This is a genomic window from Xanthomonas sp. NCPPB 1754 (genome assembly GCF_041475725.2).
Taxonomy (GTDB): Bacteria; Pseudomonadota; Gammaproteobacteria; order Xanthomonadales; family Xanthomonadaceae; genus Xanthomonas; species Xanthomonas euvesicatoria.
This window is the reverse complement of record NZ_CM192982.1, coordinates 888,662-902,542: the sequence shown is the minus strand read 5'-3', so window position 1 is coordinate 902,542 and position 13,881 is coordinate 888,662. Positions and strand designations below refer to the sequence as shown.

Here is a 13,881-nt window from a genome sequence, read left to right as displayed (position 1 = left end):
GTTTTGTCATGGCGGCACCTGCATAAGCGCCACCCTGCGGGCAGCTGCGCTGTGCAAAACGGCTGTCCTGCCGTTTTGTCATGGCCGCACCTGCATAAGCGCCACCCTGCGGGCAGCTGCGCTGTGCAAAACGGCTGTCCTGCCGTTTTGTCATGGCCGCACCTGCATAAGCGCCACCCTGCGGGCAGCTGCGCTGTGCAAAACGGCTGTCCTGCCGTTTTGTCATGGCCGCACCCACATAAGCGCCACCCTGCGGGCGGCTGCGTCGTGCAACGCGGTTGTCCTGCCGCAAGCTCATGGGCGCACCACCACGATGTCGTTGGTCTCGGGGAACTTCATCCCGATGCGCGCACGTGCGACCTGGTCGACCCGGTTGCTTTCCGCCCAGGTGGCCTGCTCCAGCTGCAGCCGGCCGAATTCGATATTCAATTCGTCGCGCGTGTGCTCGAGCTTGGACAACTGCACGAACAGCTTGCGATGCATGTGGCGCATGTACACCACACCGATCGCCGAGGCGATGCTGCAGGCAAGCAGCACGACGAGCAGCAAGCGGCTCATGCGGCGTCTCCTTGAGACGCCGGGATTGGGGATTGGGGATTTGGGATTCGCTTGGAGCGCTCTTCCAATCCCGAATTCCGAATCCCGACTCCCAGCTTTTCAGCTACCCGCAACACCGCGCTGCGGGCACGCGGATTGACGATCAATTCGGCGTCGTCGGCCTTGATCGCGCCGCTCACCAGCTGCAGCGCGGGAACGAACGGCTGGGCTTCGGGCAAGCGGCGGTTGCTCGGCGGGGCCTTGGCATAGCGGGCCATGAATTGTTTGACGATGCGATCTTCCAGCGAATGGAAGCTGATCACCGCCAGCCGGCCGCCCGGCTTGAGCGCGTCCAGGGCGGCGTCCAGCCCGGCTTCCAGATCGGCCAGCTCGCGGTTGATGTGGATGCGGATGGCCTGGAAGCTGCGTGTGGCCGGGTGGGTCTTGCTGTCGCCGCGCGGCATCACCGACGCGATCAGGTCGGCCAGTTGTGCAGTGCGCAGCAGCGGCTGTTCGGCGCGCCGCGCCACGATGGCGCGCGCGATGCGGCGGCTCTGGCGTTCTTCGCCATAGGTCCACAGCACATCGGCGATCTCGCGCTCGCTGGCCTGCGCCAGCCACTGCGCCGCGCTCTGGCCGTTGTCCGGGTCCATGCGCATGTCCAGCGGGCCGTCCTTGCCGAAACTGAAACCGCGCCCGGCCACGTCCAGCTGCGGCGAAGACACGCCCAGGTCCAGCAGGATCCCGTCGACGGTGGCCGCGGCCACCACCTGGCCGAGTCCGGCAAAACTGCCGCGATGGATGGACACGCGCGCATCGCCACCGAAGCTTTGTTCGGCCACCGCGATCGCTTCGGGGTCCTTGTCCATCACCAGCAGTCGACCTCCCGGGCCAAGGTGTTCCAGCACGCCGCGTGCGTGCCCGCCACGCCCGAACGTGCCATCCAGATACGTTCCGTTTTCGGTCACTTGCAGGCCATCCAGAACCTGCGTGTACAGCACCGGCACATGCGCCGCCGGCGGCTGCGACACCGGGTGACCGGGCTGCGCTTCACCGCGCATCCGGGCACCCCGGCTCACAACCTGAGATCGAGCAATTCATCGCCCAGATCCCCGTCAGACAATGTCTGCTGGATCAGTGCGCGATGTGCCTGCTCGCTCCAGAGTTCGAACTTGTCGCCCATGCCCAGCAGCACGGCCTTTTTTTCGATGCCCACCGCATTGCGGTGGCTGGCCGGAATGCTCAGACGGCCGTTGGCGTCCAGCTCCAGCACGGCGGATGAACCCACCAGCTTCTGTTGCAGCGTGCGGACCACGCGCTGGGTATTGGGCTTGGACATCACGTCGTCGCGCACCCGCTCCCACTCCTTTTCCGCATATAGCCACAGGCATCCGGCTTCGAAGGGGTTGTAGGTGAGGACCAGGCGATTGCCGCTGACACGCGCAACGAGGTCGCGGTATGCGGTTGGCACCGCCATACGCCCCTTGTCGTCCACCGTGATGGCAGTCTCGCCCTGAAACACCGAATGCAACCTCGAATACCCGCTGGGGGATCATTGAACCACGAAAAACCACAAAACACCTGGTTTTCCCTCCGTTGCCCACCTTAGCAGTGCGTCAAAGGTTGTCAACAGTTTTCAAGACCACAAATCGCCAGTTGCATCAATGAGTTGCGGCACTCTTTAGAGACTTGTTCAAAGGTTATCCACAAGTTGCTGTTTCGTCTCATATTTTGAGATTGAACGGAAATTCAGGGCGGTGAAGGCCATGTAAACCCGACTGCCGTCTCACTTCACATTGCGCCAGCTACGTATCCCAACTGCGCAAACAAGATGACAATCGGCGGCATGTGCTTGGTCGCTCTCGCCTGGAAAGCCCACCCGCGCTGGCGTTTGCTGCTGGTGGGCAACCGCGACGAATTCCATGAACGTCCCACTGCGGCACTGGCGAGCTGGGCGGCGCCGGCCGACAACATGCTGGCCGGCCGCGACCTACGCTCCGGTGGCAGTTGGGTTGGCCTGGGTCGGGACGGACGCGCTGCGGTGGTCACCAACGTGCGTGACCCGCTCGCCACGGCCTCGGGGCGCTCGCGCGGGCATCTGATCGCCGACTATCTGTCCGGCAGCCTGAGCGCTACTGCCTACGGCAACGCACTGGCCGGTGCCGCCCACGAGTTCCCACCTTTCAACCTGTTGCTGTGCGACGCCGACCGTTGCGAGCACCTGAGCAACCACCCACCGCTGGCACGGCGACTGGCTGCGGGCATCCATGGCATGTCCAACGGACCGCTGGATGCGCCGTGGCCCAAGACCGCCGCGCTGACCAGGGTGCTGCACCGCTGGTGCGCCAGCGGCGAGGAAGACCTGCAGCCGCTGTGGGCCGCCCTGGGCAACCCGGCCATCGCCCCCGACGCTGCGCTACCGCAGACCGGCGTGGACCTGCCCACCGAACGCCTGCTCTCGGCCGCCTTCATCAGCGGCCCCAGCTACGGCACCCGCGCCAGCACCATCGTTGCGGCAGACCATCACGGCCACGGCTTCATCCACGAACGACGCTTCGGGCCGAATGGGAGTTTCCAGGGCGAGACACGCCTGGAGATCCCTGGCTCGCGTTGACAAGCCACAGTCATGCGCATAGCGTGCGCATAACCAGGAGCCAATGCATGAATCGCTATTACGACGTTTCAGCGCAGAAGAAGCCGCTGAATCTGACCATCAATGCCGACCTGGCGGCGCAAGCCCGCGCGATGACTGGCAACCTTTCGGCAAAGGTGGAAGAGTTGCTGGCCGAGTACGTCACCAAGGAACGCGACAACCACAGCGCCAGAGCGCTTGAGCTGCAACGCGCCGCGAGCGAATGGAAGGTCTTCACTGAAGCGCACGGCTCCTTCGCCGACGAGTTCTCCACGCTATGACCGACCAGTTCGATGTCTATGCCAATGTCGGCCAGAACAAGAACATCCCGTACGTGGTGGTGGTCCAGTCGAAGATCTTCGACGCCTCTCCTCGCCGCGTCGTCGTGCCCCTGGTCATTAAGTCCGGCCACTCCCCGACCCCATCCCGTTTCACCCCGGAACTCACCGTCGCCGGCCACAGCGTCATCCTGCAGCCTCTGGAAATGACCTCGGTGCCGCTGGCCGTGCTCAACAAACCTGCCGGCACATTGAAGGACCAAGGCCAGATCATCATCGACGCCCTGGACGAGCTATTCACCCGCTCGTTCGGTTAAGCGCAAAACAGAAAAACGCGTCAAGCAAGGCCGCAGCAACGCACACAGCGTTCGCCGCGAGGGCAAAGCCCAAGCCAAGCAGTAAAGATCGAAGCAGCAATCGCATTGATCGCAGACAGCCGAAAGCACCAGACAACTTACCGAGTGCAAGCCCTCTTGAATCAAGGGGCGCGGCGACAACCGCGGGGATGTGGCAGACCCGGAGCGGGACCCGCGTCTTGTACCGCCTGCAGCGGTACCAAGCGTGGGCGCCTTCGAGAAGGGCGAACGCCCGAATGAAGGCGGCGACGCGTCGCGAGAGCCTCGACCAACGACCTACGCCTCGACCAACTGCCTACCTGCAAGCCCCCTTGAGTCAAGGGGGCGCGGCGACAGCCGCGGGGATGTGGAATGCCCGGAGCGGGACCCGCGTTTTGTATCGCCTGCGGCGGTAAAAAGCGTGGGCGCCTTCGAGAAGGGCGAACGCCCGAACGAAGGCGGCGGAGCCGGCCGATAAGCCGGGTTCTGTCGTGGACAGTCATTCGTCTAGGCGCTACGTCACCGCAGCGCTCAAGCAACCTACCCGGATCCAGCGCGGGCCACGCCAATGGATCCCTATTTGGTCTTGCTCCAGGTGGGGTTTGCCGTGCCGGTCCGTTACCGGACTCGCGGTGCGCTCTTACCGCACCATTTCACCCTTACCGGCTCCCCGAAGGGAACGTAGGCGGTATCTTTCTGTTGCACTGTCCGTCGGCTTGCGCCGCCCAGGCGTTACCTGGCACCTTGCCCTATGGAGCCCGGACTTTCCTCGGCACTCTTGCGAGTGACGCGACTGTCTGGCCGACTCCGCCGGGGCGCATTCTACGCTATCGCTGCAGTGCAAAACGGCGCGGCGATTTCACGCTGGCCGTTGCCTTGTAGGAGCGCACCCGTGCGCGAAAGGGGGTACCGACCCGCCACCGTCGCGTCCAGGCATGCTCCTGGGATGACCGCATTAGCCGCCATACAACGCCTTCCGCGGCGCGCCAGTCAGCTCGGCGGCGAGCTTGGCGGCGGTGGACGGGGGCAGGTGCTCGGCGAGCTTGGCGTAGACGCGGCGGCCTTCGGCGAGCTGGCCGTCGGCAGCGTCGGCGGCGCCCTGCACCATCACCACGAACTCGCCCTTGCGCTGGTTGTCGTCGGCTTCGACCTGGGCCTGCAGCTGCGCCAGGCTGCCGTCGAGCACGGTTTCGAACAGTTTGGTCAGTTCGCGGGCGATCACCGCCGGGCGGTCATCGCCGAAGGCCAGGCGCAGGTCGGCCAACGATTCGACGATGCGGTGGGACGACTCGTAGAACACCAGGGTGCGGGTCTCGCCGGCCAGCCGCGCCAGGCGCTCGCGGCGGGCGGCGCTCTTGGCCGGCAGAAATCCCTCGAAGCCGAAACGGTCGCTGGGCAGGCCGGCCACGCTGAGCGCGGCGATCGCCGCACAGGCGCCCGGGACCGGGCTGACCTTGATGCCGGCCGCACGGGCGGCGCGCACCAGCTTGAAACCGGGGTCGCTCACCAACGGGGTGCCGGCGTCGCTGACGATGGCCAGCGACTCGCCTTCGCGCAGGCGCGCCACGATGCGTTCGGACATGGCGTCTTCGTTGTGGTCGTGCAGCGCCAGCAGCGGGCGGTCGATGCCGAAATGGCCGAGCAACTGGCGGGTATGGCGCGTGTCTTCGGCGCAGATCGCGGCCACGCCACGCAACACCTCCTGCGCGCGCGGCGACAGGTCGGCCAGGTTGCCGATCGGCGTGGCGACCACGTGCAGGGTTCCAGGGGACGTCATCAGCGGTTTTCCGGGGGCAAAGGGTAGAATCGTAGCGTTTTTAACGGTCCGCCCCGGCGGCCCCTGTCCAATGGATCTGAAATGAACAAGCGTGTTGCAAGGATCTCTGCCCTTTCGCTGATGGTGATGCTGGCCGCAGGTTGCGCCACCAGCAGCGTCACGCCGACCGCCTCGCCGACGCAGAGCGCAGCGCTGGCACTGCTGGATCAGGGCAAACCGCGCGACGCCGCGCAGCAGTTGGAAGCCGAAGCCGCCAGTGCCAGCGGCGCGCAGCGCAGCCGGTTGCTGGCGGCCGCGGCGTTCGGCTGGCACGACGCCGGTGACGATGCGCGGGCCCGCACGCTGCTGGCGCAGGTCAACCCACGCCACCTGAGCGGCGAGGAGCGGGCCCGCTTCGGGCTGCTCACCGGCGAGCTGGCGGTGCTCGACAAGCAGGGCGCGCAGGCGTTGCAGGCCCTGGGCGACAGCCCGCAGGGGCTGACCCAGCCGCTGCAGACGCGCTGGCTGGTGGCACGCGCTGCGGCGCTGGAAGCCACCGGCGACCTGTTCGGCGCCGCAGCCGACCGCGCGCGTGCCGATGCCAGCCTGACCGGCACCGTGCGCAGCGACAACCAGCGCGCGATCGTGCGCCTGCTTGCCGCGCTCGACGACGCCACCCTCAAGGGCCGCACCGCTGCACTGCCGGCCGGCGACCCGTTGTACAACTTTGCCGGGCGCGCGTTGATCAGCCGTGGCCTGGCGTTGCCGCGCGCCTTCGAGCGCGATGCGCAGTGGGGCTTCGACACCAGCAAGCGCCCGCCGGCCGAGCGCGATGGCTACCGCCCACCGGTCAAGCTGGGCGTGCTGCTGCCGATCACCGGCAACCTGGCCACCGCCGCCGCGCCGGTACGCGATGGCCTGCTGGCCGGCTACTACGCCGAAACCCGCCGCCGCCCGGAAGTGCAGTTCTTCGACACCGCCGGCACCCCGGCCGGCGCCAATGCCGCCTACGACAAGGCAGTCAACGCCGGGGTGGATTACGTGGTCGGCCCGTTGGGGCGCGACGAGGTCAGCGCGCTGTTTGCGCGCGGCCAGTTGGCGGTGCCGGTGCTGGCGCTCAACCGCCCCACCGACAACAAGGCCCCGCCCACCGGCAGCGCAGGCTTCTCGCTGGCGCCGGAAGACGACGGCATCATGGCCGCCGAATACCTGCTCTCGCGCGAACGCCGCAACGTGCTGATCGTCGGCACCAGCGACGACAACGGCAAGCGCACCATCAAGGCCTTCCGCGACCGTTTCAGCGAACGCGGCGGCACGGTGGCCGGCAGCATCAGCGTGGCCGATGCGCCGGGCGATATCGGTGCGCAGTTGCGCAATTACGGCACTGCCGATGCAGTGTTTCTGGCAGTGCGCGGCAATACTGCGCGTGCGCTGGCGCCGCAGCTGGCGTTGGCCGGGTTCGCCGGCAAATCGCGCGTGGGTACCTCGCAACTGGTGGCCGGCACCGGCAAGGTCGAAGACGATCTGGCGCTGGATGGCATCGTCTACCCGAGCGAAACCTGGACCGCCCTGGGCGTGTCCGGCCTGCCGGCGGTCAGCCAGGTGGCCAGCACCCTGCCCAGCGCACGCGGCCCGGCCGCCCGCCTGTTCGCGTTCGGCTACGACGCCTGGAAGATCACTGCGTACCTGGAAAAACTCGCCACCGGCACCGATGGCGGCCTGCGCGGCGCCACCGGCACCCTGCACCTGGATGGCTTCGGCAATGTGTTGCGCACGCCGGCCTGGTCCACCTTCAGCGGCGGCCGCCCGACGCCGATCGCCGACGGCCGCTGAGCCATGCCGGCAGCGCGTCAGCAGCGTGGTGCGGCGGTCGAGGCGGCCGCGCGCGCGTTGCTGGAGCAGGCCGGGCTGCGGCTGGTGGTTGGCAATGCCAACTACCGTGGCGGCGAACTGGATCTGGTGATGCGCGACGGGCCAGCGCTGGTATTTGTGGAAGTGCGTTACCGGCGCGACGACCGCTTCGGCGGCGGTGCGGCATCGGTGGACTGGCGCAAACGTCGCAAGCTGCTGCTGGCCGCGCAGTTGTTTCTTGGCGCCCACCCGACCCTGGCCGCGCTGCCGTGCCGCTTCGATGTGGTCGATGCCAGCGGCGAACCGCCGGTATTGCACTGGATCCGCGACGCGTTCCGCGCCGACGATTGCTGACCGCCACCGACGCTCACGCCAACGTTTTTATGCCAACCGTCATGACCCACGCAGCCGTGCCATTGGCGCTGTGGTGCGCCAGTGAACGCGGCCGCATCTCGCCACGCCTGCTCGCGGCCGGCGTGGCGGCGGCGACGCTGCCCGATGCCGATGTGCTGGCGTTCGCGCTGCACATTCCCTACGCCGATGCGTTTGGTCATCGCGGTGCCAGCCACTCGCTGTTGTTCGCCGCAATCGTGGGGTTGCTCGGCGTTGCGTCACATCGCCTGTTGCGCGCGGATGCCGTGCAGGCGTCTGTGTTTTTGTTCGTCTGTGCCGCCTCTCACCCGCTGCTGGATGCGATGACTTCCGGCGGCCTGGGCGTGGCACTGGGCTGGCCGTGGAGCCAGACACGCTGGTTCGCACCATGGCGGCCGATCCGGGTGTCGCCATTTGCCACCGGCTTCTTCAATGCGCGTGGCCTGAGCACGCTGCTCTCCGAGCTGCGCTGGGTCTGGCTGCCGCTCACCGTCGCCGTGCTGGGGTGGAAATGCATCCAGCGCGCGGCACCACAGGATCGCAAGTCATGACCGATGTACTTCCCACCGCACTTGCCGAGGTATTGGCCACGCGCCTGGGTACCGATGGCTGGTTGACCGGCGACGATGCGCGCCGCCGCTATGGCGAAGACGATTCGCGCCGCTGGGCATTGCCTGCCGCAGTGGCGTTGCCGCGCGACACCGATGAGGTGGTGGCGATCGTGCAGGCGTGCCGTGCGCACGGCGTGCCGATCGTGGCGCGCGGCGCCGGCACCGGCACCACCGGCGCGGCGGTGCCGTTTTCCGGCGGCGTGGTGGTGTCGATGGCGCGCATGAACCAGATCCTGGCACTGCGTCCGCAAGACCGCTGCGCGGTGGTGCAACCGGGCGTGCTCAATGGCGACCTGCAGCAGGCGCTGCAGCCGCACGGATTGTTCTGGCCGCCGGATCCGTCCAGCGCGGAGATCTGCAGCGTCGGCGGCAATCTATCCACCAACGCCGGCGGCCCGCGCGCGGTGAAATACGGCGCCACCCGCGACAACGTGCTCGGCCTGGTGGCCGTCACTGGCACCGGCGAGGTGATCCGCTGCGGCGGTGCGTATACCAAGAATTCCACCGGTTACGACCTCACCCACTTGCTGGTGGGCAGCGAGGGCACCCTGGCGATCATCGTCGAGGCGACCTTAAAGCTGACCCCGCGCGCAATCGCGCAAGCCGGCCTGCGCGCGCTGTATCGCGATGCCTCCAGCGCCGCAGCCGCAGTGTCGCGGCTGATGGCACAACCGACCACGCCGACCATGCTGGAATTCATGGATGCCAGCGCGATTGCGCTGCTACGCCGCAATGGCAGCGACGTACCCGACGCCGGCGCCATGCTGTTGATCGAAGCCGACGGCGATCACGACACCTTGCCCTACGCGCTGCAAGTCCTGCACGAGGCGGCCGATGGCCAGGGCGTACTGGGCCTGGACGTGGCCGCCGATGGCAGCGCGCGCGACAGGTTGTGGGCCGCACGCCGTGCCTTGTCGCCGGCCTTGCGCACCATCAAGCCGGGCAAGATCAATGAGGACGTGGTGGTGCCGGTGTCGCGCATTCCCGAACTCGTCGCCGGCGTGGAAGCACTCGCTGCGGAATTCGCGCTGCCCATCGTCGCCTTCGGCCATGCCGGCAACGGCAACTTGCACGTCAACATCATGTACGACCCGGCCGATGCCGACGAAGATGCCCGCGCACACGCCGCCCTGCCACGGCTGTTTACGCTGGTGCTGGCGCTGGAGGGCACGCTCTCCGGCGAACACGGCATCGGCGTGGCCAAGCGCGATTTCATGAGCCAGGCGTTCAATCCAGCCACGCTGGCGGCCATGCGCGCGATCAAGGCGGCGCTGGACCCGGATGGCATCTTGAATCCGGGGAAGGTGTTGCCACCCGCCTAGCGATGCGCAGGACTCATCGCGTGCCCCCGATAAACCGCAGCCCCACGCCCGGCTCGGTGACGATGTAGTGCGGGTCGGCGGCGTCGTCCTGCAGTTTCTGGCGCAGTTTGCCGACCAGGATGCGCAGGTAGTGGGTGTCTTCTTCGTGGGTGGGGCCCCACACTTCGCGCAGCAACTGCGGCTGGGTGACCACGCGGCCGGCGTGTTTGAGCAGCAGTGCGAGCAAGGCGTATTCCTTGCGGCTCAGCGGCACGGCCTCGCCGTGCAGGGTGACCTCGCGCAGGCCCAGATGGATATGCAGCCGGCCGTCGTCGAACACGCTTTCTTCCACCGTGCTGCCGGCACCGGCCTGGCGCAGCAGCGAGCGGATGCGGGCCATCAATTCCTGCACGCCGAAGGGCTTGGTGACGTAGTCGTTGGCGCCGGCATCGAGCGCGGCGACCTTTTCGGTTTCGCCGGCGCGCACCGTGAGCATGATCACCGGCACGTTGGACCACTGGCGGATCTCGCGCAGGACTTCATGCCCATCGCGATCGGGCAGGCCGATGTCCAGCACCACCAGTTCGGCGCCCTGCCCGGCCAGCAAGGCCAGGCCTTCTTCGCCGGTGCCGGCCTGCAGCACGCGATAGCCCTGTGCACGCAGGCTGATGTCGAGAAAACGACGGATCTGCGGCTCGTCGTCGACGATCAGCACGCGGGCGGGCGGGATGGCGGTGAGGTCAGTCGGCATCGGGGCGAGGTGGCGCGGCGGGAACGAGCAACGGCAGCGTAATGCGGATTGTGGTGCCGTGACCATGCGCGCCTGCCAATGCCTCCACGCTGCCCCCGTGCGCGCCGATCATGCCCTGGCAGATGGCAAGACCCAAGCCGGTGCCGTTGCGCCCGCGGTCACCGCGCTCCACGCTGTAGAACATGTCGAAGATCCGCGCGCGCTCGTCTTCGGGAATACCCGGCCCCTGGTCGCCGATGTCGATCTGCAGCGCGCCGGCGCGCAGCTGCGCGTGCACGGTCACCGGCACGCCGGCTGGCGAAAATTTCGCCGCATTTTCCAGAACGTTGAAGATGGCCTGTTCCACCAGCGCCGGGTGCACCCAGATCGCCGGCAGGTCGGCGGCCAGGTCCAGTTGCAGGCGCACCTCCGGCTGGTAGCGCTGCAGGCGGCGGGTGGCCGAGCCGATCAATTCATCGACGCCGATCCAGTCGCGATTCAAGGTCAGGCCGGTGTGGCCGAGCCGGGTCATGTCGAGCAGGTTCTGGATGTAGCGATCCAGTCGCTCGCCTTCGAGCTGGATGGTGTCGAGCAGGCTGTGGCGGTCGTGCGCGTCCATCGCATCGCCGTAGCTGGCCAGGCTGCTGGCCGAGCCGATCATCGAGGCCAGCGGCGAGCGCAGATCGTGCGAGACCGACGAGAGCAAGGCAGAACGCAGGCGCTCGGTTTCGCCGCTGACGCGTGCGCCTTCCAGATCGGCGACCAGGCGCGTGCGCAGCGCGGCCTGGCCGATGTCTTCCACCATCGCTTCGGCCAGGCGGCGTTGCTCCAGGCCGGGCCGTTGCAGGGTCTGCCGAAGGCGCAGCGCGGCCACACCCAGCGTGCCGCGCTCGTGGCGCACCGGCAGGCACCACCATTGCGCGCCGGCCAGGGTATCGGTGAAGCGGCCGGCCGGTTGGCCGTGGCGCTGGGTCCAGTCTGCGGCGCTGCGATCGAGCGCACCGAAGCTGGCGGGTGCGTCGCTTTCGCGCTGCTCCAGGCGTAGCCAGACGTCGGCATCCAGCGCAGTGGTCAGCGCGCGACGGCCGGCTTCTAGCACCTGACCCAGATCGGCCGCGGTGCTGAGCTGGCGGCCCAGCGCCTGCAAGGCGTTGGCATGCGCATTGGCCGCGCGCAAGGCCAGTACCTGGCTGCGCAGGCGCGAGGCCAGCCGGCCGGCGACCAACGCGGCGATCAGGAACATGCACACCGTCACCACGCCCTGGCGCGCGCTGATCTGCAAGGTGAAACGCGGTTCGATGAAGAAGAAGTTGTAGGCGACAAAACTCAGCAATGCGGCAACCACCGCCGCAGCCATGCGTGTGCGCGAGGCCACCAGCACCACCGCGACAATGAACACCATCGACAGGTCGTCGATATCGGTCCAGCGTTGCAGCAACCACGCCACCCCCACCGCACTGGCTGCCGCGATCGCAGCGAACGCCATATCGTAACGCTGCAGCCATTGGCGCGGGTTACGCCAGCGCTGGCGCGCACGTGCGCGCGCATCGGCGGAGCTGACGATGACCAATTCGTAATGCGCGCCACGTTGCAGCAATTGCTGGGTCAACGTGCGGTTGAACATGCGCGCCAGCGGGCGCTCGCGGGTGCGCCCCAGCACCAGGGTGGAAATGCCGTTTTGCGAAGCGAAATCCAGCAAGGCATCGGCCACGTTGGTGCCGTGCAGCAGCGCGCTGTCGCCACCGAGACGATGGGCGAGCGCGAATGCGCGATCGATTTCCAGCTGCCAGGCCGCATCGGTCACGGTGCGGGTCTGGACGGTGACCACCGTCCACGGTGCATCGCGCCGCTCCGACAGGCGCCGCGCCACGCGCACCAGATAATCCGAGCTGCCACGGCCATCGATGGCCACCACCACGCGGCGTCGCAACGCAGCGGTGCCAGGCAAGCCGCGCGCGGCCTGGGTATCGCGCAGATCGCTGTCGACGCGGTCGGCAGCGGTCTGCATCGCCAGCTCGCGCAACGCGGTGAGGTTGGAAGGCGAGAAAAACGCCTGCAACGCCTGCGTGGCCTGCTCGGGCAGATACACCTTGCCCTGCTGCAGGCGCTCGATCAGTTCGCGTGGCGGCAGGTCCACCAGCACGATGTCGCGCAGGCGGTCGAACACGGCATCGGGCACGGTCTCGGACACGCGCACGCCGGTGATGCGCAGCACGATGTCGTTGAGGCTTTCCAGGTGCTGGATGTTGACCGTGGTGTAGACGTCGATGCCGGCATCGAGCAACTCCACGATGTCTTGCCAGCGCCGCTCATGGCGGCTGCCGGGCACGTTGCGGTGCGCCAGCTCGTCGATCAGGGCCAGCCGCGGTTTGCGTGCCAGCAGTGCATCCAGATCCAGTTCTTCCAGCATGCGGCCCTGGTAACTGACCCGGGCGCGCGGCAGCAGCGGCACGCCTTCCAGCAGCGCCGCGGTTTCGCTGCGCCCGTGCGTCTCCACCACGCCGGCCACCACATCCATGCCCTGGCGCAGGCGCTCGCGCGCCCGCGACAACATGGCGTAAGTCTTGCCGACTCCGGGCGCGGCGCCCAGGAACACCGTCAGCCGCCCACCATGTTCGCGCTGTAATTCGCCGATCAGGGCGTCGGCTTGCTGGGTGCGGGCATCGGACATGCGGGAATGGACAGTCGGGGATTGGGAGTGGGCGAAGCGGGGCCCGGGACCCGGGACCCGGGCCCCGGAAGAGCCTACCGCGCAATGCTGCATGATGACTGCGTTGGCAGGTAGCACGCTTGGCAACAAGCAAATGCGTAATCCTGCAGTTACTGCTTCGGCATTTCCCGGGTCCCCGGTCCCGGGTTCCGGCCCCCGGCCTCATCCAACGCGAGGTTCAAAGCCAACACATTCACCCGCGGCTGCCCAAGCAGCCCGAACTGGGGCGCTTCGGTCGCCGCCTGCACCAGGGCGGCAACGCGTTGCTCGGGCCAGCCGCGTGCGGCGGCCACCCGGCGGATCTGTACCTGGGCGCCGGCCGGGCTCAGGTGCGGGTCCAGGCCGCTGCCGGATTGGGTCAGCAGCTCGCCCGGTACGGCTTCAGGGGCGATGCCGTCGCGTGCGGCCACTTGTGCACGCGTGGTCGCGATACGGGCCAGCAAATCGGGATTGGAGCGGGCCTGGTTGCTGCCGGCCGCGGCGGTGAGGTCGTACTTGGCGGCCGACGGACGCGGCTGGAAATAGCGCGCATCGGTGAACGGCTGGGCCACCAAGGCCGAACCAACCACGCGCGCATCGACGCGCACCAGCGAACCGGTGGCCTGCTCGGAGAACAGCGCACCGGTGATGCCGGTGGCGATCAGCGAGTAGGCCAGGCCCAACCCGAACAAGATGAACACCGCGAGCATCAGCGAACCGCGCAGAATGCCGCCGTCGCGTAATGGCAAGGAAGAAGACATGGACATGTTCCCGGAAGTAGAAAGGGGC

The 13,881-nt window shown here is 67.5% G+C and carries 14 protein-coding genes and 1 other RNA gene; 7 read left to right on the top strand and 8 right to left on the bottom strand.

All coding sequences use genetic code 11. The features are described from left to right. Window positions 1-294: 294 nt before the first annotated feature. From ftsL to mraZ, 3 genes are read right to left on the bottom strand one after another with little or no spacing between them, the layout of a single operon-like run. Entirely contained in the window at window positions 295-558 is a 264-nt protein-coding gene (ftsL, locus tag ACCQ15_RS03955; RefSeq protein WP_005910928.1) for a cell division protein FtsL, read from the bottom strand. Further along, on the bottom strand, window positions 555-1,598 hold the full coding sequence (rsmH, locus tag ACCQ15_RS03950; protein WP_372381537.1) for a 16S rRNA (cytosine(1402)-N(4))-methyltransferase RsmH: 1,044 nt from the start codon (window positions 1,596-1,598) through the stop codon (window positions 555-557). The genes ftsL and rsmH overlap by 4 nt, the downstream gene beginning before the upstream one ends. Window positions 1,599-1,612: 14 nt before the next feature. Continuing rightward, complete coding sequence (mraZ, locus tag ACCQ15_RS03945; protein WP_003485296.1) at window positions 1,613-2,059, bottom strand: division/cell wall cluster transcriptional repressor MraZ; 447 nt, start codon at window positions 2,057-2,059, stop codon at window positions 1,613-1,615. A 309-nt stretch (window positions 2,060-2,368) separates the two neighbouring features. Between mraZ and ACCQ15_RS03940 the strand changes: the two genes are divergently transcribed. The 3 genes from ACCQ15_RS03940 to ACCQ15_RS03930 are packed head-to-tail and all read left to right on the top strand — an operon-like array spanning window position 2,369 to window position 3,764. Continuing rightward, window positions 2,369-3,151: an NRDE family protein gene (locus ACCQ15_RS03940; protein WP_008571281.1), complete on the top strand. Its 783-nt coding sequence runs from the start codon at window positions 2,369-2,371 to the stop codon at window positions 3,149-3,151. Window positions 3,152-3,198: 47 nt separating this feature from the next. Continuing rightward, window positions 3,199-3,450 carry a type II toxin-antitoxin system CcdA family antitoxin gene (locus tag ACCQ15_RS03935; RefSeq protein ID WP_008571282.1) on the top strand — a complete coding sequence of 84 codons (252 nt, stop codon included), beginning with the start codon at window positions 3,199-3,201 and terminating at the stop codon, window positions 3,448-3,450. Further along, complete coding sequence (locus tag ACCQ15_RS03930; RefSeq protein WP_011346416.1) at window positions 3,447-3,764, top strand: CcdB family protein; 318 nt, start codon at window positions 3,447-3,449, stop codon at window positions 3,762-3,764. Before ACCQ15_RS03935 ends, ACCQ15_RS03930 begins: the two co-directional genes overlap by 4 nt. A gap of 477 nt (window positions 3,765-4,241) precedes the next feature. On the opposite strand, the gene rnpB is transcribed toward ACCQ15_RS03930, so the two are convergent. Both rnpB and rsmI read right to left on the bottom strand, forming a co-directional pair. After that, an RNA gene (rnpB, locus tag ACCQ15_RS03925) (RNase P RNA component class A) lies at window positions 4,242-4,591 on the bottom strand. A 146-nt stretch (window positions 4,592-4,737) separates the two neighbouring features. Beyond that, window positions 4,738-5,559, bottom strand: a complete 822-nt coding sequence (rsmI, locus tag ACCQ15_RS03920) for a 16S rRNA (cytidine(1402)-2'-O)-methyltransferase (RefSeq protein ID WP_029818675.1) — start codon at window positions 5,557-5,559, stop codon at window positions 4,738-4,740. 120 nt (window positions 5,560-5,679) lie between these two features. Between rsmI and ACCQ15_RS03915 the strand changes: the two genes are divergently transcribed. From ACCQ15_RS03915 to ACCQ15_RS03900, 4 genes are read left to right on the top strand one after another with little or no spacing between them, the layout of a single operon-like run. Beyond that, window positions 5,680-7,371 carry a penicillin-binding protein activator gene (locus tag ACCQ15_RS03915; protein WP_014089390.1) on the top strand — a complete coding sequence of 564 codons (1,692 nt, stop codon included), beginning with the start codon at window positions 5,680-5,682 and terminating at the stop codon, window positions 7,369-7,371. Window positions 7,372-7,374: 3 nt separating this feature from the next. Then, the gene (locus tag ACCQ15_RS03910) at window positions 7,375-7,743 is read left to right on the top strand and encodes a YraN family protein (RefSeq protein ID WP_057682280.1); all 369 of its coding nucleotides are present in this window, start codon (window positions 7,375-7,377) and stop codon (window positions 7,741-7,743) included. A 29-nt stretch (window positions 7,744-7,772) separates the two neighbouring features. Further along, on the top strand, window positions 7,773-8,312 hold the full coding sequence (locus tag ACCQ15_RS03905) for a metal-dependent hydrolase (protein ID WP_042773797.1): 540 nt from the start codon (window positions 7,773-7,775) through the stop codon (window positions 8,310-8,312). Continuing rightward, complete coding sequence (locus tag ACCQ15_RS03900) at window positions 8,309-9,694, top strand: FAD-binding oxidoreductase (protein WP_029818671.1); 1,386 nt, start codon at window positions 8,309-8,311, stop codon at window positions 9,692-9,694. Before ACCQ15_RS03905 ends, ACCQ15_RS03900 begins: the two co-directional genes overlap by 4 nt. A 13-nt stretch (window positions 9,695-9,707) precedes the next feature. Here ACCQ15_RS03900 and ACCQ15_RS03895 read toward each other — a convergent pair whose 3' ends face one another. From ACCQ15_RS03895 to kdpC, 3 genes are all read right to left on the bottom strand, one after another. Continuing rightward, window positions 9,708-10,424 (bottom strand): response regulator, encoded by a 717-nt coding sequence (locus ACCQ15_RS03895; protein ID WP_014089386.1) that lies wholly within the window; start codon window positions 10,422-10,424, stop codon window positions 9,708-9,710. Then, window positions 10,414-13,074, bottom strand: coding sequence for a DUF4118 domain-containing protein (locus ACCQ15_RS03890; protein ID WP_109291954.1), 2,661 nt, complete (start codon window positions 13,072-13,074; stop codon window positions 10,414-10,416). Before ACCQ15_RS03890 ends, ACCQ15_RS03895 begins: the two co-directional genes overlap by 11 nt. Before the next feature lie 149 nt (window positions 13,075-13,223). Continuing rightward, window positions 13,224-13,853: a potassium-transporting ATPase subunit KdpC gene (gene kdpC / locus ACCQ15_RS03885; protein ID WP_014089384.1), complete on the bottom strand. Its 630-nt coding sequence runs from the start codon at window positions 13,851-13,853 to the stop codon at window positions 13,224-13,226. Between the last annotated feature and the right edge of the window lie 28 nt (window positions 13,854-13,881).

What these genes read in the sequence shown, in the direction of transcription:
- ACCQ15_RS03935 (WP_008571282.1), top strand. Translation starts at nt 3,199, where the DNA reads ATGAATCGCTATTACGACGTTTCAGCGCAGAAGAAGCCGCTGAATCTG.
- kdpC (WP_014089384.1), bottom strand. Translation starts at nt 13,853, where the DNA reads ATGTCTTCTTCCTTGCCATTACGCGACGGCGGCATTCTGCGCGGTTCG.
- ACCQ15_RS03895 (WP_014089386.1), bottom strand. Translation starts at nt 10,424, where the DNA reads ATGCCGACTGACCTCACCGCCATCCCGCCCGCCCGCGTGCTGATCGTC.
- ACCQ15_RS03900 (WP_029818671.1), top strand. Translation starts at nt 8,309, where the DNA reads ATGACCGATGTACTTCCCACCGCACTTGCCGAGGTATTGGCCACGCGC.
- ACCQ15_RS03915 (WP_014089390.1), top strand. Translation starts at nt 5,680, where the DNA reads ATGGTGATGCTGGCCGCAGGTTGCGCCACCAGCAGCGTCACGCCGACC.
- rsmH (WP_372381537.1), bottom strand. Translation starts at nt 1,598, where the DNA reads ATGCGCGGTGAAGCGCAGCCCGGTCACCCGGTGTCGCAGCCGCCGGCG.
- ftsL (WP_005910928.1), bottom strand. Translation starts at nt 558, where the DNA reads ATGAGCCGCTTGCTGCTCGTCGTGCTGCTTGCCTGCAGCATCGCCTCG.
- ACCQ15_RS03940 (WP_008571281.1), top strand. Translation starts at nt 2,369, where the DNA reads ATGACAATCGGCGGCATGTGCTTGGTCGCTCTCGCCTGGAAAGCCCAC.
- ACCQ15_RS03910 (WP_057682280.1), top strand. Translation starts at nt 7,375, where the DNA reads ATGCCGGCAGCGCGTCAGCAGCGTGGTGCGGCGGTCGAGGCGGCCGCG.
- ACCQ15_RS03905 (WP_042773797.1), top strand. Translation starts at nt 7,773, where the DNA reads ATGCCAACCGTCATGACCCACGCAGCCGTGCCATTGGCGCTGTGGTGC.
- ACCQ15_RS03930 (WP_011346416.1), top strand. Translation starts at nt 3,447, where the DNA reads ATGACCGACCAGTTCGATGTCTATGCCAATGTCGGCCAGAACAAGAAC.
- rsmI (WP_029818675.1), bottom strand. Translation starts at nt 5,559, where the DNA reads ATGACGTCCCCTGGAACCCTGCACGTGGTCGCCACGCCGATCGGCAAC.
- ACCQ15_RS03890 (WP_109291954.1), bottom strand. Translation starts at nt 13,074, where the DNA reads ATGTCCGATGCCCGCACCCAGCAAGCCGACGCCCTGATCGGCGAATTA.